A 21854-nucleotide genomic window follows, 5' to 3' on the forward strand; every position below is an offset into this window, starting at 1 on the left:
CCCCATGAGCGATCATGGGGTTTTTGCGTTTTGCACGAGCCAAATGTGGTTTGGTTTACATTGGGGCTGGCTGGATGATTTCCACCCAGTAGGCATCCGGATCCTTGATGAAGGCCAGGCTCTTCATGCGGCCATCGGTCAGGCGCTTCTGGAAGTCGCAGCCCAGTGCTTCAAAGCGCTCGCAGGCGGCGACGATGTCCGGGACCGAGATGCAGATATGACCAAAACCCCGCGGGTCGGTGTTGCCATTGTGGTAGGCAAACGCCGGATCATTCTCCGTGCCGTGGTTATGGGTCAGTTCCAGGATGCCTGGAATCGACTTCATCCATTCGGTGCGCGCAGCAGCGTCAGCCGGGATCTGGTCTTTGTCCACCAGCGCCAGGAAGTACAGGCTAAATTCCGCTTCCGGAAAATCGCGTTTTTCCACCAGTGAGAAACCGAGAATTCGCGTGTAGAAATCCAGCGACTTGGTGATGTCCTTGACCCGCAGCATGGTGTGGTTGAAGACAAACTTCTGCGTGGCAGTGTCAGGTTGGGCAGTGACGCCGGGGAAGGTATTCAAATCGTGCAGGCTCATGGGCCCTCCGGTCAATAAATGGGCTAGCGAATGGCAGCAATGATACGCAAGGGATCCGACATCACCAAACCCAAAGCGTCCGCTATTGCCTGACGGGCGGGGTGGGCCCAGACTTGTTGAATCAACCTTTGAGTACGACCTTGCGATGATTCGATTCTGTTTACTGATAAGCCTGCTGTCGGTAATCGCCGCCGCCCATGCAGAGCCCGCGCTGATCACCTGGCCCAGTGGCTGGGAAGTGGAGGCCGTGGCCCAGGCAGACGCTGCATCGAAAGTGTCGCGCCAACGTGCAGTAAAAAACGATGTGGGCGGTACCCCCGTGCTGGTGATGGAATTGACCATGACCCCAGTGGAACCCGGGCATCAGGTCAACCTGCAGGGCGTGTTGCTGGAGATGCGCAAGTCGCTGCAAAAGGACTTTTTCCAGGGTGGGTACCAAAGTGTTTGCAACAAGATCCACGACGCACGCTTGAGTGATTTGCAGGCGCTGGAGACAACTTGCACCGTCACCCAGAACGGACGACACGTGCTCTCTCAGACATTGGTCGCGGCCGTGGACGCGGATAACGCCTATGTACTTTCTTACGCCGGACAAGCCGAAGCGTACAAGGCCAGTCAGGACGAGATAGCTGCCGTTCGTAACAGTTTGAAACTTTAGTGGTGACTAAAAACTGGAGTAGGACAGCTCTAAAGAACTAAGCATAAAGTAGGTATCTAAACGTAAAAAAGCTATGCGTTGGCAGTAACACTGAAGGAGCGAGCTTGCTCGCGAAAAACGTCAACGATAACGCATGAGGCCTGACTAAGCGCGCTGTCTCTGTGTTCTTCGCGAGCAAGCTCGCTCCTGCAATGATCTTAGCCGCGAAGCCATGACTCAACCGTCGACGCCCCGTACTGTTCCTTCCATGATTTCAGGCCGCGGTGGTTGCCGCCCTTGGTTTCAATCAGTTCACCGGTGTGCGGGTTGTGATAGACCTTGAGCACGCGAGCGCGCCGGGTTTTCGGCGCAGACGCCCCCTGCAGGCCCGATTTTGCCGGGTTCGGATCGAGAATGGCGATCACATCCCGCAGGCTCTTGCCGTAGGTTTTCATCAGCCCCTGGAGCTTCTCTTCGAATTCCATTTCCTTCTTGAGTCCGGCGTCGTTCTTCAAGGTTTCCAGCTGCTTGAGCTGCTCCTGAAGGGCCTTTTCAGCTGCACGAAATTCAGCAAGTCTGGACAATATCTTCACTCCGATAGTTATGTGACTGATGCCAGCCGTAAATAAAGCTATAAGCCAGGCGCTTTGAAACGTCTCAGTGCTAATGGCTCGCTGGCGCATCTTTGTGCGAACAGTAAAAAGTGTAGTGGTTAATACGAAAAGAGTAAATCATGACTTTTTTACATGTAACAACAACCGCCTGTCGAAGTGTTCACGGGCGGCGTTCTTAGTATGCCGTTTGAGTCGATAAGTTAACGCCCTGTTAATGCGTTAATGAACTGTGCGCCCGGCATGGGTCGCGCAAACAGATAACCCTGCAGGAAGCCGACACCACGTGCGGTCAGATAATCACTCTGTTCTTCGGTTTCCACACCTTCTGCAACGATGTCCAGATTCAGCTTTACCGAGAGCTCGATGATGCTGTCGAGGATGTGCCGGGACAGCACGTCGGCGCCGATCATCGCGACGAAACTTTGATCGATCTTGAGGAAATCTACGTTGAACTGGCGCAGGTAGCCGAGGCTAGAATGGCCGGTGCCGAAGTCATCGATGGCGATTTTCACCCCCAGTTCATGCAGTTGTTCGAACAGCCTGTGAGTGATATCAGTGGGCTCGATCAGTTCTCGCTCCGTCAGTTCCAGCACCAGGCAGACTGAGCCCTGGGTGAAATGGCTGAGGAATTGGCGGCAATCGTTGATCAGTTGCAGGTCCTTGCAATGACGGGCGGTGATGTTGACGCTGATGCGCAAGGGTTGCTCGAATGCGCTGGCGATGGGCGCCAGCAGTTCGGCGGTTTGCTGCATCAGCGAGCGGGTCATGGGCACGATGAGCCCGGAGTGCTCGGCAAAGGGGATGAACAGGTCCGGCCGCACCAGGCCTTCTTTCGGATGGTTCCAGCGCATCAACACTTCGGCGCCAGACCACTGTTTACCGTCCCCCGACACGACCGGCTGGAAGTACGGAACAAACTCCCTGGCTTCCAGGGCCCGTTGCATCTCGACACTTGGCGACGTCGAGCGCTTCTGCAGAATGTGCCCGATCAGTCCGGACATCGCGCCAAAAAATATCAGCAGGCTGAACAGCGGAGGGTACTCGCTGCTGATGTAACGCCAGATCTCGCCTTCGCGCAAACCCGCAGTCACATGAAAGGCATAACGCTGCGAGTCCAGGGTGGTGTGCGCCACGGGCAGGACGGGCAGGGGGCCTTCGTGGATCTGCCCGTCGGCATCCAGCCATTGAGGACCTACTTGCAACAAAACGATGGTCTTGCGCCCGATCAGGCGCAGAATATTGCTCAGGTGGTAACCGTCCATGATGCTCATCGCCCCCTGTTTGCCTTTGCTGAGTCGATACACCAGCAAAGCGGTGTCAGGTGTCACCCGGTTGCCTTTCATCAGCAGTAACTGCCCGTGGCTATAATCACCCGGTGCTATTTTTTCGTGGGTTTCACCGAACAGCGAGCTGCAATAAATGGTGTCGTCCCACAACAGGTTCGTCGCGCGCACAAAGGGCCGGCGTGTGACTTGTTCGCGTAGGGCAAGATTGACGTCGGCACAGGGTTGCCCCGCCAGCGGCAGCAATTTTTCTGCGGCCTGGGCGGTGTTGTCGAGCATCAGGTCGAACTGGAGGACGGCTTCTTCGGCGGTCAGGCGCGAACCCTGTTCCAGAGTCCGCTGCGCTTGCAGGTAAAGAATGACGCCACCCAGCACGATGGGCAGCAGTGCGCTGAGCAGGGTCACGACAATCCGGGAGCTGCGTTTGCGGCGGGTCTTGGCGCTTAATGGCATTTTTGTAAACCCGGGTGACGGGATAGGGCTGTCAACGGCTGGCAGGACCATCACAGGCCCTCCAAAAGAGAGGCTGACAGCGGCCATGATAGTCGGCCTTTTGCCAGTCTGCCCGGAGGGATGCACCGCTTGCACAGCGGTGGTGAACAGGGATTTGATACACAGGGCGGACAAATATGTTTACGCTGTGTAGAATCGGGTTACGCATACAAGAATAATCGTCTTCTGGCAGCAGAAGCCTCGCCCGTCTTAACCTTGGGTCGACAATGAAGATATTTGGGTTTCAACTGATCTATGGTGACTTCCTCGCGCGCAGCGTGAGAGGTATCTCCTGCGCGCCGCCCGCCGACCTCAGCATCGCCAGCAACTAACATTTGTTAATTCTGAAAAGCATGATGAGGCGCCGACCATGGCAGATTTATACGAAAACCCAATGGGCCTGATGGGCTTTGAATTCATCGAATTCGCATCGCCCACCCCAAACACCCTGGAGCCGATCTTTGAGATCATGGGCTTCACCAAGGTGGCGACCCACCGTTCCAAGGACGTGCACCTGTATCGCCAGGGCGCAATCAACCTGATCCTCAACAATGAACCCAACAGCGTAGCCTCGTACTTCGCGGCCGAACACGGCCCGTCGGTGTGCGGCATGGCGTTTCGCGTCAAGGATTCGCAGAAGGCCTACAAGCGCGCCCTGGAACTTGGCGCCCAGCCGATCCACATCGAGACCGGCCCGATGGAGCTGCACCTGCCGGCCATCAAAGGTATCGGCGGCGCGCCGCTGTACCTGATCGACCGTTTCGGCGAGGGCAGTTCGATCTACGACATCGACTTCGTGTTCATCGAAGGCGTGGACCGCAATCCAGAAGGCGCGGGCCTGAAGATCATCGATCACCTGACCCACAACGTGTATCGCGGCCGCATGGCGTACTGGGCGAATTTCTACGAGAAGCTGTTCAACTTCCGCGAGATCCGCTACTTCGATATCAAGGGTGAATACACTGGCCTGACCTCCAAGGCCATGACCGCACCGGACGGCATGATCCGCATTCCGTTGAACGAAGAGTCGTCCAAGGGCGCCGGGCAGATCGAAGAATTCCTGATGCAGTTCAACGGCGAAGGCATCCAGCACGTGGCCTTCCTCAGCGACAACCTGATCGACACCTGGGACCGCCTGAAGAAGATTGGCATGCGCTTCATGACCGCGCCGCCTGAAACTTACTACGAGATGCTGGAAGGCCGTCTGCCGAACCATGGCGAGCCGGTCAATGAACTGCAAATGCGTGGGATCCTGCTCGACGGTTCGTCGGAGTCCGGCGACAAGCGCCTGCTGCTGCAGATCTTCTCGGAAACCCTGATGGGTCCGGTGTTCTTCGAATTCATCCAGCGCAAAGGCGATGATGGATTTGGCGAGGGCAACTTCAAGGCGCTGTTCGAATCGATCGAGCGTGATCAGGTTCGTCGTGGCGTGCTGTCCACTGACTGATTTGGTTTAGAACAAGAGATCGCAGCCTTCGGCAGCTCCTACAGGGTGATAAAAAACCCATGTAGGAGCTGCCGAAGGCTGCGATCTTTTGCTTTCAAGGACGCCGCTGCCGCATCAAATGCTTGAACCCCTCAAACATCAACACCACCACTGCCAGCCAGATCGGTATGTAGGTCAGCCATTCCCCCTCCTTGATGCTTTCCCCCAGCAGCAACGCCACCCCCAGCAACAGCACCGGCTCAACATAACTGAGCAGCCCGAACAAGCTGAACGGCAACAACCGGCTGGCGATGATGTAGACCACCAGCGCCGACGCGCTGACAACCCCAAGCAGCGGAATCAGCAGCGACAACCACGGGTACTGATCAAACACCGCAAAGCCCTGATCGCCACTCTGCACAAACCAGAATGCCACCGGCAGGGTCAACGCCATGTCCAGCCACAGGCCGCCCAGGTTGTCTGACTTCAAGCGCTTTCGCAGGACAAAAAATGTCGGATAACCGACGCACACCAGCAGGGTAGCCCATGAAAAACCACCCACCTGGTACAGCTCGTTGATGACCCCGAGGCAGGCGAACACTACCGCGACTTTTTGCAGATAGGACAAGCGTTCGCCAAAGGCGATTCTTCCAGTGAGCACCATGGTCAGCGGCAACAGGAAGTACCCCAGCGAAACATCAAGGCTGTAGCCGTTGAGCGGCGCCCACATGAACAGCCACAGCTGCACGCCGAGCAGGGCAGAGGAGGCGACCAGGCCGGCAATAAGTTTCGGCTTGGCGATAAGTCGTCGCACCAGCTCGACCACCCGCTTCCACTCTCCGGACACCACCATGTACACCGTCATGCAGGGTACGGTCAGCAGCATCCGCCAGCCAAAAATCTCCACGCCGCTCAAGGGGGTGAGCAGCGAGGTGTAGTAATACATGACGGCAAACAGCACCGAGGCCGTGACCGATAGAGCGATACCTTTAGACAACGTGTCCTCGCGGCAGTGAAGGTATAACGGGGTATGGAGGATACGTGGTTTTCAGAATTTCTGTTGCCTGCCCCGATCGTCGATTTCACCACGGTACTGGCGCGTGGCGCGATTTGAGATAGGGTTGACTCAGGAACTCGCGCGATTGGAGAAATACATGCGCTATTCAGGCTTGACCCAACGCATCGCCGGTGAAGGCGCCGCGGCCTGGCAAATTCATAATCGCGCGCTGCAAATGCGCGAAGAGGGCGTCGACGTACTGCTGCTGTCGGTCGGCGACCCGGATTTCGATACACCCCGGCCCATCGTCCAGGCCGCCATCGACAGCTTGCTGGCGGGCGACACCCACTACTCGCAGGTGCGCGGCAGTCGGGGTTTGCGCGACAGCATTGCCCAGCGTCATCGGCGTCGAAGTGGACAGGTGGTGGACGCCGACCATGTGATCGTGATGCCCGGCGCGCAATGCGCGGTGTACTCGGTCGCGCAATGCCTGCTTGATCCGGGCGACGAAGTGATCGTCGCCGAGCCGATGTACGTGACGTATGAAGGGGTGTTCGGCGCGTGCGGGGCCACGGTGATGCCGGTGGCGGTGCGTCCGGAGAACGGCTTTCGGGTCGATCCGGCGGACGTGGCGGCCCGTATCACCCCCAGGACCCGGGCGCTGTTGCTCAACAGCCCGAACAACCCCTCCGGCGCCAGTCTGTCACTGATGATCTGGCAGGAACTGGCCTTGCTGTGTGTGCGACACGACCTTTGGTTGATCAGCGACGAGGTCTACGGTGATCTGCTGTACGAGGGTGAACATATCAGCCCGGCCAGTCTGCCGGGCATGGCCGAACGTACAGCGACCATCGGCAGCCTGTCCAAGTCCCACGCCATGACCGGCTGGCGAGTGGGTTGGGTGATCGGGCCCAAACTCTTGAACGATCATCTGGAGCATCTCTCGTTGAGCATGCTGTTTGGCATTCCGGAGTTCGTGCAAAAGGCGGCGCAACGGGCGCTGGATGAAGACCTTCCGGAGGTGGCGCTGATGCGCGATGAATATCGTCAGCGCCGCGACCTGGTGTGTACGAGCCTGAACCAATGCCCGGGTATCCGGGCCATTCAGCCCGATGGCGGAATGTTCGTGATGGTCGACGTGCGCGACACCGGGTTGTCCGCCCAGCATTTCGCCGAGCGGCTGCTGGAGGGGTATGGCGTATCGGTACTGGCGGGTGAGGCGTTCGGGCCGAGCGCGGCGGGGCATATCCGCATCGGGTTGGTGGTGGACCAGCGCAAGCTGGCGGATGCCTGTCGAAGGATTGCGCTGTGTGCAATCGACCTTCTGGAAGCGCGTCGGGCCTGAGAAAAGATCGCGGCCTGCGGCAGTTCCTGCAGGCGCTGCCGCAGGCTGCGATCGTTTGATCCTAATCTTTCCAGACCGAAGGATTCACCAGATTTGCGGGCCGCTCACCCGCCAAGGCGGCCAACAGATTGTCCACCGCACATCGAGCCATCGCCTCACGTGTCTCATGGGTCGCCGAGCCCATGTGCGGCGTTGCCACCACGTTATCCATCTGCAACAACGGCGAGTCCAGGTTCAGCGGCTCACGTTCAAACACATCCAGCCCCGCCGCGCGAATCCGCCCCGCACCCAATGCCTCGATCAACGCCGCTTCATCCACGACCTTGCCTCGGGAGATGTTGATGAAGATGCTTTGCGGGCGCATCAGGGCAAATTCCTCGGCGCCGATCAGTCGCTCGGTTTCAGCCGTCAGCGGCAGCGTCAGGCAGATGAAGTCCGCCTGTTGCAACAGCTCGCCCAGGCTGCGGTATTGCGCATTAAAACGCTGCTCTACCGCCGGTTTCGGCGAGTGGCTGTGGTAGATCACCGGCATGCCGAAACCGCAATGCCCACGCTGGGCCAGTGCCTCGCCGATGCGGCCCATGCCGATGATGCCCAGGGTTTTGCCGTGCACGTCGCTGCCAAAATGCGCGGGGCCGAGGTTACGACTCCATTGGCCTGCTCGAACCATGTTCGCCAGTTCCACTACGCGTCTGGCGGTCGCGAGAATCAACGCAAAACCGGTATCGGCGGTGGTTTCGGTGAGCACGTCTGGCGTGTTGCTCAGCAGGATGCGTCGCTCGGTCAGGTAGTCGATGTCGTAGTTGTCGACGCCCACCGAGACGCTGGCGATGGCTTCAAGGTCGGGCGCCAGATCCAGCAGCTCGGCATCCAGCTTCAGGCTGGCACCGAGCAAACCGTGGGCTCGGGGCAGGGCATCGCGCAATCGGGCGAGGCCATCGGCGTCGAGACTTTCAATCAGCGTCACTTCAGCCTGTTCGTGCAAACGAGCCATCAGCAGCGCCGAGAGTTTCTTGTATAGAACAACCTGCTTTTTCATTGTCGTCATCCAATCAGGAATGTGCGGCGGTGCGGGTTAATGCGACCGTGGGCCGCTCCCGGTCACTGGCGCCGGGCTTGAGGAAAATAGTCAGCACCACCGAGAGCATCAGCGCGCCGCTCATCAACAGGTAGGAAGCGCCGGGTGAACCCGTGGAACTGTTCAGATAGCCGACCAGGTAGGAACCGCCGAACGAACCGAGAGCACCCATGCTGTTGATCAGCGCCATCGCGCCGCCCGCCACGTTAGCCGGGAGGATTTCCGGGATGATCGCGAAGAATGGTCCGTAAGGCGCGTACATGCAGGCACCGGCAATCACCAGCAAGGTGTAGGACCACCAGAAATGTTCGGCGCCCAGGGCGTAGGACCCATAGAAAGCGAACGAGGCGATCAGCAGTGGTGGCCAGACGAAGCGTTTGCGTTTTTGCAGTTTGTCCGAGGCCCAGGACACCAGCAACATGCCAATGACGGCGGCCAGGTAGGGCAGCGCCGACAGCCAACCCGCTTCAATCATGTCCATTTGTGCACCGGCCTTGAGTATCGACGGCAGCCACAATACGAAGCCATAGACGCCGATGCTCCAGCAGAAGAACTGCAACGCGAGGATGATCACCCTTGGCGAGCGAAAGGCTTCGGCATAGTTTTTCACCGCCTTGATGCCGACTTGCTCGGCAGCCAAGGCGCTTTCCAGGTCGTGTTTTTCCTGGTCACTGAGCCATTTGGCCTGGGCCGGACGATCGTCGGCCAGGCGCCACCAGATGAAGGCCCACAGCACCGCAGGCAAGCCCTCGATGATGAACATCCAACGCCAGCTGTAGTGCTGGACCAGATACCCTGAGACCACCGACATCCACAGCATGGTCACCGGGTTGCCGAGGATCAGGAAGGTGTTGGCCCGCGAGCGTTCGGCGCGGGTGAACCAGTGGCACAGATAGATCAGCATCGCCGGCATCACCGCCGCCTCGACCACGCCGAGCATAAAGCGGATGACGATCAACCAATAGGCATTGGAGACGATTCCGGTCAGGGTCGCCAGGCCGCCCCAGAGGATCAGGCTGACGAAAATCAGTTTCTTCACGCTGTGTTTCTGCGCATAGATCGCCCCCGGCACCTGGAAGAAAAAGTAGCCGAGGAAGAACAGGGCGCCGAGCAGTGAGGACAGGCCCGGGGTAATCATCAGGTCGGCGGCCATGCCGGAGGCGGCGGCGAAGCCGTAATTGGCGCGATCCAGATACGCCAGACTGTAGGTGATGAACACGATGGGCATGATGTACCACCAGCGGCGGGCGGCGAGGGTTGCGGTTTTCATGGTGGTGCTCCTGAGCTTGTTGTTTTTGTCGCAGCAGGTAACGAATTCGAAATCTTCAGTGAATGGTCAGGCCTTATCGCGAGCAGGCTCGCTCCCACAGGGCATTTGGGTTGGAACCCGATCTTGTGTGGGAGCGAGCCCGCTTGCGTTGGCGGCCTCTAACTCAGCGCTCATCTCGGCCCGGGTAGGCAACCCCTCCATATCCCCCCGACTCTGCACCGCCCGGCTGCCAACCCAGTTGGCCCGCTTCACGGCCTCGGCAAAGCTGTGGTTTTCCAGCAAGGCGCTGATCATGCCCACAGCAAAGCCGTCACCGGCACCCACCGTGTCGACCACTGCCTGCACCGGCACGCCGGCGACAAAACCCTGATCCTGATGAGTTCGGTAATAGGCACCGTGCGGGCCCAGCTTGATCGCCACAGCCTCTACACCCTGGTCGAGGTAAAAAGCAGCGATATCGGCAGGGTCTTCGAAGCCGGTCAGCAACTGGCCTTCGCTCAAGCCCGGCAGCACCCAATGGGCGAGGGCTGCCAGGCGGTTGGTTTCGGTGACCATCTGTTGCGTGCTGGCCCACAGGCTCGGCCGCAGATTGGGGTCGAACGATACGCTGCGTCCTGCATCGCGCATGCGTGTCATCAATTCCAGCGACAGTTGCCGTGCGCTTGCCGACAGGGCCGCAGGAATACCGGTGGCGTGCAGGTGCCGGGCGTTCAGCAATTGGGGGACAATTGACTGCGGGGACAGGTGACTGGCGGCCGAACCACGGCGGAAATACTCCACTACCGGATCGCTGCCGTCCTCGGTGCGGGACTTGAGCTGGAATCCAGTTGGGTGCGCGGTATCAATGTCGACATGACGGCAGTCCAGTCCTTCCTTTTCAAGCGTGTCGATCACGAACCTGCCAAGTGAGTCGGCACCGACCCTGCTAAGCCAGGCCACTTTGAATCCAAGCCGCGACAGGCCGATGGCGACGTTGCTGTCAGCCCCGGCGATGCGCTTGTGGAACCGGGTGATGCTGGCCAGGTCTCCGGGCTCTTCGGCGACAAACATCGCCATGGTCTCGCCAAACGACAGGATATCGATCTCAGACATGAGCGCTCTCCAGTCGCGATTGACCCAGGCGGGCGAGGGCGGCGACGTGTTCGCCGGTAAGTTGCGCGAGGTCGTCGCCCTGCAGTGGATACTCCACCGCCCGCATGACGCCTTGGGGCATGTGGCGCAGCAGTTGTTCCCATTGCTGCAGATCTGTTGCGGCGGGCGGTGTGGCAATCAGTTTGCCATCGGCCCGGCGCGTCACGGCCTTGCAGTGCACATAGCCGACGTGACGACCGAGCATTCGAGCGGCGCTTGCGGCGCACTGGTCCTGCCAGTGCCAGTTGCCGATATCGAAGGTCATTCTGATGGGCAGTTGGTGTTGCTCCACTTCGCCGAAAAAGCGCTGAAAGGGTTCGATGCGGCCACCGTGCAGGGTCTGGTCGTTTTCTACCAGCAGTTGCACGCCGCAGTGGCCCAGGGTACGGGCCAGACCTTGCAGGTCATTGTTATCAGTGAAATAACCCAGCGAGACTTTCAGCCATTTGGCTCCAAAGGCCTGGGCGCTGTGCAGGGCTGCCGTCAAAGCGGGATTAGGGTTTGAATGGCCCGCCAGCCATAGCTCCATGGGTGAGGAGTAGATGCTTTCCAGGCCATGGTTGGAGGTGGCTTGGGCCAGTTGCGTGGCGTGTTCGTGGGTCAGCAATTCCTCACGCCATTCAATGAGGGAAGCACCGGCGGCGGCGAGGATTTCGATGAAACTGCCTTGGCCTCGCTGGCGTACCAGTTCGGCGCCGTAGCTGGAAAGGCTGATGGAGACGGGTGATTTTTTCATTGTTATTTACCTCTGAAACCGGTTTCATTTTTGTACAAAAAAATAGTTTCTGGTGGGTGTTGCTGCAGGCTCCATCACCGGGAACTCCCGAGCGTCGAGCCCCGCACGATCAACTGCGCCGAAAAATCCAGCGTTCGAACCGGCCCAGCCTGCCCACGCAGTCGCTTGAGCAGGCACTCGAATGCACTTGCTCCAATTTGCGCGGTCGGCTGCGCAAGGGCGGTAATGCCACTGCCCACCAGCGGGTACCAATCCAAGTCGTCCAGGGCAATCAAGCCCACATTCGCAAACAGATCGCACTGCAGTTCCCGCAGTGCGTGGGTGCTGGCCAGTGCCGCAATGCCGTTGGCGCAGAAGAGCGCTTTCGGGCCGGGGCCAGGAGCGTCCAGGAAAGCCTTGAGATGAGCCGTGAGTTGGCTGCCGGTTTCGATAATTGCGCCTCGCAGTGAAGGCCGCTGGGCGACCTGCGATTTGAAACTGCTGACGCGCTCGATACGCGAACTGGTGCCGTCATATGGCTCGGTCACCAACAGTACATCGCGATAGCCCTGAGCTTCGAGGTGCTCGATGGCCATCTCGACCGCCTTCGAGTTATCCAGCCCGACCATGTCGCTTTCCAGGTGCTCGACCTTGCGATCCACCAGCACCAGGGGCATTTCCCGATGCAGTTCGTGCAATTCGTCGCGGTGATGGCCCAGGGTGTTAACGATCAAGCCTTCGATGTTGTACGAACGTAACAGGGCAAGGTGTTGGCGCTCCTGTTCGTCATCGCGATCGGTATTGCACACCACCAGGCTGTAGCCGTGCTGACGGCAGGCGGTTTCCACCCCGTGCATCACGGCAATCGAATAAGGGTTGCGGATGTCGGCCACCAGCATGCCGATGAGGCGCGTGCGTCCGCGCTTCAAGCCACGGGCCATCTGGTTTGGGCGGTAGCCCAGCTCGGCAATCGACTGCTCGATGCGCAACGCAATGGCATCGGAGAGCAAGCCGCGGTCTTCGCCAATGAATCGCGACACACTGGCCTTGGAAACCCTGGCGTGTTCAGCGACATCAAGCATGGTCACGCGGCTGCGCTGGGCGGCGGAAAAGTCGTTCACGGGTTGAAACCTTGTTATTGGATTTATAAGGCTGGCGCTTGGCGCTGAAACCGGTTTCAGGAAACACCAGGAATATGCCCTGCGTCAAGCCCCGGGCAAAATGTTCGTCGCCTTTTACCCAAACAATCCCGCCGCGATATTGATCGAAAAGCCCAATATCGCCGTATTAAATACAAATCCGACCAACGACTGCGCCAGCACGATCTTGCGCATATCGCGGGTGGCGACACCCACATCGGCGGTCTGCACCGCCACGCCGATGGTGAACGAGAAGTACAGGAAATCCCAATAGTTGGGCGTGGTCAGGCCCTCGGCGAATCGCAGTGCCGGGTCCTTGCCGCGCCAGGTGTAGAACAGGCGCGAGTAATGCACGCTGAATATCACGCCGATCAGCAGCCATGAGCCAATCACGGTCAGCGCAGTGAAGCCGTAGTGCAGCAGTCTGGTCGTGGTGTCCAGTTGCTTGCTGCCAGCCAGTTCGAAGGCGATGGTGGCCAGGCTGGCGATGGCGGCGATGCACACCACGAGCAGCACCAGACCGGCGTTTTCGTCTTCGACTTCAGCGATGCGCTTTACGTCAGGCGCTTTGGCGCGAGCGGTGAGCCAGAGCATCAGCACCAGGTAAGTCCAGACCCCGGCATTCCAGCCAAAGAGAATTTTGCTGATGATCGAATCGGCGGGAGCCAGGATGCCCACCGCAATGCCAAGGGTGGCGGCGGCGGACAGGCGCGGGTGGGTGCGGGCGAGGAAGGGCATAGCGGCTCACTGTAACAGGACGTCAGTGCACCATAGCGCGGTCCTGTTGCAGGAGCGAGCTTGCTCGCGATGGTCGTTAACGATGACGCTGGGAGCCTGACACCCAGCAGCGTTCTTGCGTTCATCGCGAGCAAGCTCGCTCCTACAACGGGGGGCGGCTATAGGTCCTTATGGCGCTTGCGCACCAGCTTCATCACCACCACAAAAAACACCGGCACAAACAACACCGCCAGGGTCGCGGTGATCATGCCGCCGATGACTCCGGTGCCGATCGCTTGCTGGCTGGCCGAGCTGGCGCCGGTGGCGATGGCCAACGGCACGACGCCGAGGATGAACGCCAGGGAGGTCATCACGATCGGCCGCAATCGCAGGCGTGCGGCTTGCAGGGTCGCGTCGATCAGGTCGTGACCTTCGTCATACAGGCTCTTGGCGAACTCGATGATCAGGATCGCGTTCTTCGCCGACAGGCCGATGATAGTGATCAACCCGACCTTGAAAAACACGTCGTTAGGCATTCCGCGCAACGTCACGGCCAGTACCGCGCCCAGCACGCCGAGCGGTACGACCAGGAGCACTGAAGTCGGAATCGACCAGCTCTCGTACAAGGCCGCCAGGCACAGGAACACGATCAGCAAGGACAATCCTAAAAGGATCGGCGCCTGGCTTCCGGACAGCCGTTCCTGCAGCGACAAGCCGGTCCATTCCTGGCCCAAACCCGCAGGTCCCAGCGCTACCAGGCGCTCGATCTCGGCCATGGCTTCGCCGGTGCTGTGCCCCGGCTTTGGTTCACCGGAAATGCTGATCGCCGGGTAGCCGTTGAAACGGGTCAGTTGCGCCGGGCCCTGTGTCCATTTGGCCTCGACGAAGGCCGACAGCGGCACCATTTTTCCGGCGTTGTTGCGCACGTGCATTTGCAACAGGTCCGCCACCTGGCTGCGCTGATCGCCTTCGGCCTGGACCACCACCCGTTGCATGCGCCCCCGATTGGGGAAATCGTTGACGTAGCTGGAGCCGACGGCGGTGGACAATACATTGCCGATTTCGGCGAACGACACGCCCAGGGCGTTGGCCTGCTTGCGGTCGACGATCAATTGAACCTGCGGTGCCTCGGCCAGGGCGCTTTCGCGCACGTTCATCAGGATTGGGCTTTTCTCTGCTGCCTCCAGCAACTCGGTGCGTGCCTGCATCAGCGTGGCATGACCGAGGCCGCCACGATCCTGCAGGCGGAACTCGAAACCACTGGAAGTGCCCAGGCCATCCACCGGTGGGGGCAGCACCGAGAACGCCACGGCGTCCTTGATCTGGCTCAGGGCGATGTTGGCCCGGTCGGCAATCGAGCTCGCCGAATCGTCGCTGCCGCGTTCGGACCAGTCTTTCAACGTGGTGAATGCCAGCGCCGCGTTCTGCCCGCTGCCGGAAAAACTGAAGCCGAGGATCACCGTACTGTCGCCCACTCCGGGCTCCTTGGCGTTATGCGCTTCGATCTGCTCGACCACTGCGACTGTACGGTTCTTGCTCGCACCCGGCGGCAGTTGTACGTCGGTGATGGTGTAGCCCTGGTCCTCCACCGGGAGGAACGAGGAGGGCAGGCGTACGAAGCAAATACCCAGGGCGATCAGCAGCACGCCGTAGATCAGCAGATAGCGCCCTGTACGTTTGAGCGCGTAAGCGACCCAGGCTTGATAACGTTTGGTCAGTTGCTCGAAACGTCGATTGAACCAGCCGAAGAAACCGCGCTTTTCATGATGCTCACCCTTGGCGATCGGCTTGAGCAAGGTCGCGCACAGGGCCGGGGTCAAGGTCAGGGCGAGGAACGCCGAGAACAGGATCGAGGTGGCCATCGACAGGGAGAACTGCCGGTAGATCACCCCGACCGAGCCCTGCATGAACGCCATCGGAATGAACACGGCCACCAGCACCAGGGTGATGCCGATGATCGCCCCGGTGATCTGCTGCATCGCCTTGCGCGTCGCTTCCTTGGGCGACAGGCCCTCGGTGACCATGATGCGCTCGACGTTCTCCACCACTACGATGGCGTCATCCACCAGTATGCCGATGGCCAGCACCATGCCGAACATGGTTAGCACGTTGATCGAGAAGCCCAAAGCCAACATGGTGGCGAAGGTACCCATCAGTGCGACCGGCACTACCAGGGTCGGGATCAGCGTGTAGCGAATGTTCTGCAGGAACAGGAACATCACCGCAAACACCAGCACCATGGCTTCGACCAGGGTGTAGACGACCTTGGTGATCGAGACCTTGACGAAGGGTGAGGTGTCGTAAGGGATCTTGTATTCAACGCCTGCCGGGAAATACCGCGCCAGCTCATCCATCTTGGCCCGCACCAGGGTCGCGGTTTTCAGGGCGTTGGCGCTCGGCGCCAGCTGCACGCTGACGGCGGTCGACGGCTTGCCGTTCAGGCGGGTGCCGAACTGGTATTCCTGGCTGCCGATTTCCACCCGGGCGACATCACCGATGCGCACGGTGGAGCCGTCGGGATTGGCCTTGAGCACGATGTCGGCGAATTCTTCCGGGGTCGAGAGCTGGCCTTTGACCAGAATGGTCGCAGTGATTTCCTGGGTGCTGCGGGTTGGCAAGTCGCCAATGCTGCCGGCCGAGACCTGGGCATTCTGTGCAACGATGGCAGCGTTGACGTCAGCTGGGGTCAGGTTGAAACCGATCAGCTTCTGCGGGTCGATCCAGATACGCATGGCTCGCTCGGAACCGTATAGCTGCGCCTTGCCGACGCCGTCCAGGCGCTTGATTTCGTTCATCACGTTGCGCGCCAGGTAATCGCTGAGCGCAGTCTGGTCGAGCTTGCCGTCGCTGGAGGTCAGGGTGATCAACAGCAAAAAGCCGGAGGACACTTTTTCTACCTGCAAACCCTGCTGGTTCACTGCCTGGGGCAGTCGCGACTCGACCACTTTCAAGCGGTTCTGCACGTCGACCTGGGCCAGCTCCGGGTTGGTGCCGGGCTGGAAAGTGGCCTTGATCGTCGCACTGCCCAAGTTGCTCTGGGACTCGAAATACAGCAGATTGTCAGCGCCGTTGAGCTCTTCCTCGATCAGGCTGACCACGCTCTCGTCGATGGTCTGCGCCGATGCTCCGGGGTAAACGGCATAGATTTCCACCTGCGGCGGCGCGACATCGGGGTACTGCGCCACCGGCAACTGCGGGATGGCCAGGGCGCCCGCCAGCAGAATGAACAGGGCGACTACCCAGGCGAAAATCGGGCGGTCGATAAAGAACTGCGGCATAAAAAAGCGTCCTGCTTACTGGCCAGAAACCTGGGCAAGTGGAAGAGGGGTGTCGTCGATCTGGACTTTCTCACCGGTACGGGCGTGCTGCAGGCCTTCGATGACGATGCGGTCGCCCGGCTTCAGGCCACCGGTGACGATCCAGCGATCGTTCTGCACGGCCCCCAGTTCAACCGGCTGCTGGCCGACGCGCTGTTCGCCATCGAGCAACAACACCTGGGCCACGCCGGCGCTGTCGCGCTGGATGGCCCGCTGCGGCACGCTGATGCCCTGCTGGTCGATGGCCTGTTCCAGGCGCACCCGCACGAAACTACCGGGCAACAAATCGAGATCCGGGTTGGGGAATTCGCTGCGCAGGGTGATCTGGCCGGTGCCCGGGTCCACCGTGATATCGGTGAACAGAAGCTTGCCCGGCAGCGGGTAGAGGCTGCCGTCGTCCTGGATCAGCGTAGCCTTGGCCTGGCCCTGACCTACCTGCTGCAACTGACCGGAGCGAAACGCACGGCGCAGGTCGTTGAGCTCGCGGGTCGATTGCGTCAGGTCGGCATGGATCGGGTTGAGCTGCTGGATCAATGCCAGGGGCGTGGTTTCGTTCTGCCCCACCAGGGCGCCTTCCGTGACCAGGGCGCGGCCGATGCGACCGGAAATCGGTGCAGTGACTGTGGCGTAGCCGAGGTTGAGGCGGGCGCGCTCGACCGCGGCCTTGTTGCCGGCGACGTCGGCAGCAGTTTGTCGCACGGCGGCCCGGGCGTTGTCGTAATCCTGGCCGCTGATAGCGTTGCCATCCACCAGCTGGGCGTAGCGCTGCTCCTGCAAGCGCGCCTGGAACGCGTTGGCCTCGGCCTTGCGCAGCGCAGCCTCGGCGCTATCGAGGTCAGCCTTGAACGGCGCCGGGTCGATACGAAACAGTACGTCCCCCTGCTTGACGTCGCTGCCTTCGCGAAAGGTCCGTTGCAACACCACGCCAGGGACCCGGGCGCGGACTTCGGCCATGCGCGGCGCGGCAATCCGCCCGCTCAGTTCGCTGGTAATCGACAGTGGCCGCGCCTCGATGGTTTCAATGCGCACGGTAGCCAGTGGCGCCGTCTCTTCGGCGATCGACGACTTGTCACAGGCGCACAGCGTCAGCGCAAGTGCAATCAGACTGAGCCTGGCGAGCAGTTTCTTTGACATGTATTACCCCAATAGCGACCCCCCGGCATCCTACGGGGAGGGGGCGAGAGTAGCGGTGAAGCTTTGTACGTGCAGTGTGAAATTGTGTAAGGGTTTTACTCAGGAGTGGGTGATGGCGTATATCCTGCAGGCCTTGATTCCTATTGCGTCTGTCATGCCGCTTTCGCGAGCAAGCCCGCTCCCGCAGTGGATCTGTGGTGTACACAGGATTTGTGTCCAACGAGAATCTCTGAGAGCAAGGCTTGCCCGCGATCGCAATCTCACAGTCGCCATCGCACTTTCTGGAAACACCCCATGCCCAACATCCTCCTGGTCGAAGACGACACCGCGCTCGCCGAGCTGATTGCCAGCTATCTGGAACGTAATGGCTACTCCGTCAGCGTGATCAGCCGTGGTGATCATGTGCGCGAGCGCGCGCGGCTCAATCCGCCGGATCTGGTGATCCTTGACCTGATGCTGCCGGGGCTCGATGGCTTGCAGGTCTGCCGCCTGCTGCGCGCCGACTCGGCGACCTTGCCGATCCTGATGCTCACCGCCCGGGACGACAGCCACGACCAGGTCCTGGGCCTGGAAATGGGCGCCGACGATTATGTCACCAAGCCCTGCGAGCCCCGGGTGCTGCTGGCCCGGGTGCGCACGCTGTTGCGCCGCAGCAGCCTGGGCGAGCCGCAGACCGCCAACGACCGGATCCTCATGGGCAACCTGTGCATCGACCTGTCCGAGCGCACCGTGACCTGGCGTGGGCAACTCGTGGAACTGTCCAGCGGCGAGTACAACCTGCTGGTGGTACTGGCCCGGCACGCGGGCGAAGTGTTGAGCCGCGACCAGATCCTGCAACGTCTGCGTGGCATCGAGTTCAACGGCACCGACCGTTCGGTGGACGTGGCGATTTCCAAGCTGCGGCGCAAGTTCGACGACACCGCCGCCGAGGCGCGCAAGATCAAGACGGTGTGGGGCAAGGGCTACCTGTTCAGCCGCTCCGAGTGGGAATGCTGAAGCCATGTTCAGAATCCTGTTCCGCCTGTACCTGGTCACGATCGTCTCCTACAGCGCGGCGATTTACCTGGTACCGGACCTGGTGATCAAGCTGTTTCACGAGCGCTTTGTCAGCTACAACCTCGACTATTCCCGCGGCCTGCAAAGCCTGATCGTCAAGCAGTTTCATGGCGTGCCGCAGGAGCAGTGGCCTGGCCTGGCCGAGCAGATGGACAAGGAGTTCGCGCCGCTGCACATCGTACTGTCACCCATCGACGACGCTGATTTCTCTGCGGCTGAGAGCCAGCGCCTGCAGCGCGGCGAAAAAGTGGTGCGCATCGGCGACTGGGGCTGGCGCACCCTGGCGGTGGCGCCTCTGAACGAGCAAACCGTGGTCAAGATGGTGGTGCCGCCGGATCCGCTGGACGTCAACCTGTTGTACTGGAGCATTAACCTCCTGATAGGCGCGACCATGCTCGCCTGCCTGTTACTGTGGCTGCGCGCGCACTGGCGTGATCTGGAGCGCCTTAAGGGTACCGCCGAACGTTTCGGCAAAGGACAACTGAGTGAGCGCACGAATATTTCGCCGCGCTCCAACATCGGCAGCCTGGCGAACGTGTTTGACACCATGGCCAGTGACATCGAAAGCCTGCTCAACCAGCAGCGAGACCTGCTCAATGCCGTCTCTCACGAACTGCGCACGCCCCTCACACGCCTGGATTTCGGCCTGGCGCTGGCACTCTCCGATGATTTGCCAGCGGCGACTCGCGAGCGCTTGCAAGGCTTGGTGGCACACATTCGCGAACTGGATGAACTGGTGCTGGAGTTGCTGTCCTACAGCCGCCTGCAAAATCCTGCGCGTCTGCCTGAGCAAGTCGAGGTCTCGCTGGATGAGTTCATCGACAGCGTGCTGGGCAGTGTCGACGAAGAGCTGGAGTCGCCGGACATCGTCATCGATGTGTGGCTGCATGGCCAGCTTGAGCGCTTCAGCCTCGACCCACGCCTCACCGCGCGGGCGCTGCAGAACCTATTGCGCAATGCCATGCGCTACTGCGAGAAACGTATCCAGGTCAGCGTGCAGGTGCTGGCGCACGGCTGCGAGATCTGGGTGGATGACGACGGGATCGGAATCCCTGACGACGAACGTGAGCGCATTTTCGAACCCTTCTACCGGCTTGATCGCAGCCGCGATCGCGCCACCGGAGGCTTTGGGCTGGGCCTGGCCATCAGCCGTCGAGCCCTGGAGGCCCAAAGCGGCACACTTACGGTGGAGGCTTCGCCCCTGGGCGGCGCCCGGTTCAGGTTGTGGTTGCCGAACGTAGCATGAGATGGACGAACGGCCCCGCCAAGGGCCAGGGCCTGGTGCTGATTCAGCCTGCGGCGTCGCTGCCGTTTCAGGTTTTCGATGAGGCGTTGATCGCCTCGGCCAGATCCTGATAGGCCTCGCAGCGGGTGTCGCCGCAGATGGACTTGATCTGCTGCAACTGTTCCTGTGCCAAGTCCAGTCGGCCCTTGATCACATAGGCTTCGCCTAGGTATTCGCGGACCTGTGCATACTGCGGGTCAAGTTTGACCGACTGCAGGTAATAGCCGATGCCTTCGTCGGTGCGCCCCAGTTTGCGCGTGGCGTACCCGCGATAGTTCAGTGCCTTGGCGGTGTTGGGTTGTTTCAGCGTGTCGAGCAGCGCCAGGGCTTCTTCGTAGCGACCATCCTTGGCCAGGCGATAGGCGTAAGTGGTGCGGTCGGCGTCAGGCAGCAGGCTGCTGTCTTGCATCAGGCATTTTTGCTGCTTGCTGTCCCAGACCTGGCCTTTGGGACAATTGGGCTTGGCCGGCTCCTCGTCTTCGTCAGCGTTGGCGAAGGCAAGGGAGCTGGATAGCGCAGCGGCCAGCAGCAGGGGGGAGCACCAGGCAAGACGAGTATTCATGAGCCAATCCTCAGGGGTGATACTTATAGAACATCGCCGCGCCGGCAAATGTTCATTTCTTTGCAGCGCTCCCTGTAAGCAAAGCTCAAATGATGGTGTCCTGCCTGACTGCTGATCAGGTCAGCAGGCGGATCGGTGCTCCCGTTGACCAGGCCTGGATGTCTTCAATCATCTGAGAAAAGAACAGCTGATAGTTCTGCCGGCTCACGTAGCCCACATGCGGTGTTGCCAACACAGTGTCGAGTGTTCGGAACGGGTGATGGGCTGGCAAGGGTTCTTGTTCGAACACATCCAGGGCCGCGCCGCCCAATTGCTGTTTTTGCAACGCCTTGATCAGCGCCGCCTCGTCCACGATCGGTCCGCGTGCGGTATTGACCAGCAGCGCGTGGGGCTGCATCCACCCCAGCGCCTCGGCGTCCACCAGCCCACGGCTGCGCTCGCTGAGTACCAGATGCACCGACAGTACGTCGGCCTGCTCGAACAACTGCTGCTTGCTGACATGAGTCACGCCGACGGCCGCCGCTCGCTCGGGGGTCAGGTTTTCGCTCCAGGCGATCACCCGCATGCCGAAGGCCTGGCCGAAACCGGCGACTTTCTGGCCGATGCTGCCCAGGCCCAGAATGCCCAAGGTCTTGCCGTGCAGATCGCCCCCCAGGCCTTGCTGCCAGTGGCCGGCCCGCAGGGCGTTGGCTTCGGCGAGCAGATTGCGCGTGGCCGCCATGATCAACGCCCAGGTCAACTCCGGTGCGGCGTGCTTGTAACTGTCGCTGCCGCAGACCTGAATTCCCAGGGCTGCCGCGGCCTTGAGGTCCAGGGCCGCATTGCGCATGCCCCCGGTCACCAGCAGCTTGAGGTTGGGCAGGCGGCGCAGCAGATCTTCATCGAAGCGCGTGCGCTCACGCATCACGCAGATCACCTGGAAGGCCTGCAGGCGCTGAGCGAGGGTGGCGTTATCGGCCGGGAAGTCGTGAAGGAAACTCACCAGGCCAATGGCGTCCAGTGCTGTCCAGTCCACTACGTCGCGCGCCACGTCCTGCCAGTCATCGAGCACCGCAATCTGCACAGCCATTGGCCTTACC

General features: G+C 60.4%; 19 protein-coding genes. 5 read left to right on the forward strand and 14 right to left on the reverse strand.

Annotated elements, in window-relative coordinates; all coding sequences use genetic code 11:
- Window positions 1-55 precede the first annotated feature (55 nt).
- Window positions 56-577, reverse strand: coding sequence for a lactoylglutathione lyase (gene gloA / locus IMW75_RS21185; RefSeq protein ID WP_205893654.1), 522 nt, complete (start codon window positions 575-577; stop codon window positions 56-58).
- 145 nt (window positions 578-722) lie between these two features.
- Between gloA and IMW75_RS21190 the strand changes: the two genes are divergently transcribed.
- Window positions 723-1235, forward strand: a complete 513-nt coding sequence (locus tag IMW75_RS21190; protein WP_205893655.1) for a DUF4946 domain-containing protein — start codon at window positions 723-725, stop codon at window positions 1233-1235.
- 197 nt (window positions 1236-1432) lie between these two features.
- Here IMW75_RS21190 and IMW75_RS21195 read toward each other — a convergent pair whose 3' ends face one another.
- Complete coding sequence (locus IMW75_RS21195; RefSeq protein WP_205893656.1) at window positions 1433-1798, reverse strand: histone-like nucleoid-structuring protein, MvaT/MvaU family; 366 nt, start codon at window positions 1796-1798, stop codon at window positions 1433-1435.
- 230 nt (window positions 1799-2028) lie between these two features.
- Window positions 2029-3564, reverse strand: a complete 1536-nt coding sequence (locus IMW75_RS21200; protein WP_205893657.1) for an EAL domain-containing protein — start codon at window positions 3562-3564, stop codon at window positions 2029-2031.
- A gap of 409 nt (window positions 3565-3973) precedes the next feature.
- Here IMW75_RS21200 and hppD point away from each other — a divergent pair, with 409 nt between their 5' ends.
- Window positions 3974-5050, forward strand: a complete 1077-nt coding sequence (gene hppD / locus IMW75_RS21205) for a 4-hydroxyphenylpyruvate dioxygenase (protein ID WP_122840599.1) — start codon at window positions 3974-3976, stop codon at window positions 5048-5050.
- Window positions 5051-5144: 94 nt separating this feature from the next.
- Here hppD and rarD read toward each other — a convergent pair whose 3' ends face one another.
- The gene (gene rarD, locus IMW75_RS21210; protein ID WP_205893659.1) at window positions 5145-6026 is read right to left on the reverse strand and encodes an EamA family transporter RarD; all 882 of its coding nucleotides are present in this window, start codon (window positions 6024-6026) and stop codon (window positions 5145-5147) included.
- A gap of 157 nt (window positions 6027-6183) precedes the next feature.
- Between rarD and IMW75_RS21215 the strand changes: the two genes are divergently transcribed.
- Window positions 6184-7371 (forward strand): pyridoxal phosphate-dependent aminotransferase, encoded by a 1188-nt coding sequence (locus tag IMW75_RS21215; RefSeq protein WP_045058322.1) that lies wholly within the window; start codon window positions 6184-6186, stop codon window positions 7369-7371.
- Window positions 7372-7432: 61 nt separating this feature from the next.
- Here IMW75_RS21215 and IMW75_RS21220 read toward each other — a convergent pair whose 3' ends face one another.
- From IMW75_RS21220 to IMW75_RS21255, 8 genes are all read right to left on the reverse strand, one after another.
- Window positions 7433-8410: a 2-hydroxyacid dehydrogenase gene (locus tag IMW75_RS21220; RefSeq protein ID WP_205893660.1), complete on the reverse strand. Its 978-nt coding sequence runs from the start codon at window positions 8408-8410 to the stop codon at window positions 7433-7435.
- Between the two features lie 13 nt (window positions 8411-8423).
- The gene (locus IMW75_RS21225; protein ID WP_045058324.1) at window positions 8424-9719 is read right to left on the reverse strand and encodes an MFS transporter; all 1296 of its coding nucleotides are present in this window, start codon (window positions 9717-9719) and stop codon (window positions 8424-8426) included.
- Between the two features lie 66 nt (window positions 9720-9785).
- Window positions 9786-10811, reverse strand: coding sequence for a sugar kinase (locus IMW75_RS21230; RefSeq protein WP_045058325.1), 1026 nt, complete (start codon window positions 10809-10811; stop codon window positions 9786-9788).
- A complete protein-coding gene (locus tag IMW75_RS21235; protein WP_045058326.1) occupies window positions 10804-11586 on the reverse strand; it encodes a sugar phosphate isomerase/epimerase family protein in 783 nt (260 codons plus the stop codon). Before IMW75_RS21235 ends, IMW75_RS21230 begins: the two co-directional genes overlap by 8 nt.
- Window positions 11587-11660: 74 nt before the next feature.
- Window positions 11661-12686, reverse strand: coding sequence for a LacI family DNA-binding transcriptional regulator (locus tag IMW75_RS21240; protein ID WP_045058327.1), 1026 nt, complete (start codon window positions 12684-12686; stop codon window positions 11661-11663).
- 114 nt (window positions 12687-12800) lie between these two features.
- Window positions 12801-13442, reverse strand: a complete 642-nt coding sequence (locus tag IMW75_RS21245) for a DUF1345 domain-containing protein (protein WP_205893661.1) — start codon at window positions 13440-13442, stop codon at window positions 12801-12803.
- A 158-nt stretch (window positions 13443-13600) separates the two neighbouring features.
- Window positions 13601-16699, reverse strand: coding sequence for an efflux RND transporter permease subunit (locus IMW75_RS21250; RefSeq protein ID WP_205893662.1), 3099 nt, complete (start codon window positions 16697-16699; stop codon window positions 13601-13603).
- 15 nt (window positions 16700-16714) lie between these two features.
- Entirely contained in the window at window positions 16715-17872 is a 1158-nt protein-coding gene (locus IMW75_RS21255; protein WP_205893663.1) for an efflux RND transporter periplasmic adaptor subunit, read from the reverse strand.
- 294 nt (window positions 17873-18166) lie between these two features.
- Between IMW75_RS21255 and IMW75_RS21260 the strand changes: the two genes are divergently transcribed.
- Together IMW75_RS21260 and IMW75_RS21265 are read left to right on the forward strand one after the other, a co-directional pair.
- On the forward strand, window positions 18167-18868 hold the full coding sequence (locus IMW75_RS21260) for a response regulator (protein ID WP_045058331.1): 702 nt from the start codon (window positions 18167-18169) through the stop codon (window positions 18866-18868).
- Window positions 18869-18872: 4 nt separating this feature from the next.
- Window positions 18873-20174, forward strand: coding sequence for an ATP-binding protein (locus IMW75_RS21265; RefSeq protein WP_205893664.1), 1302 nt, complete (start codon window positions 18873-18875; stop codon window positions 20172-20174).
- 67 nt (window positions 20175-20241) lie between these two features.
- On the opposite strand, the gene IMW75_RS21270 is transcribed toward IMW75_RS21265, so the two are convergent.
- A complete protein-coding gene (locus IMW75_RS21270; protein ID WP_205893665.1) occupies window positions 20242-20775 on the reverse strand; it encodes a tetratricopeptide repeat protein in 534 nt (177 codons plus the stop codon).
- Between the two features lie 115 nt (window positions 20776-20890).
- Window positions 20891-21844 carry a D-2-hydroxyacid dehydrogenase family protein gene (locus IMW75_RS21275; RefSeq protein ID WP_205893666.1) on the reverse strand — a complete coding sequence of 318 codons (954 nt, stop codon included), beginning with the start codon at window positions 21842-21844 and terminating at the stop codon, window positions 20891-20893.
- Between the last annotated feature and the right edge of the window lie 10 nt (window positions 21845-21854).

This window comes from Pseudomonas gregormendelii (genome assembly GCF_017114825.1).
In the GTDB taxonomy this organism is placed as follows: domain Bacteria; phylum Pseudomonadota; class Gammaproteobacteria; order Pseudomonadales; family Pseudomonadaceae; genus Aquipseudomonas; species Aquipseudomonas gregormendelii.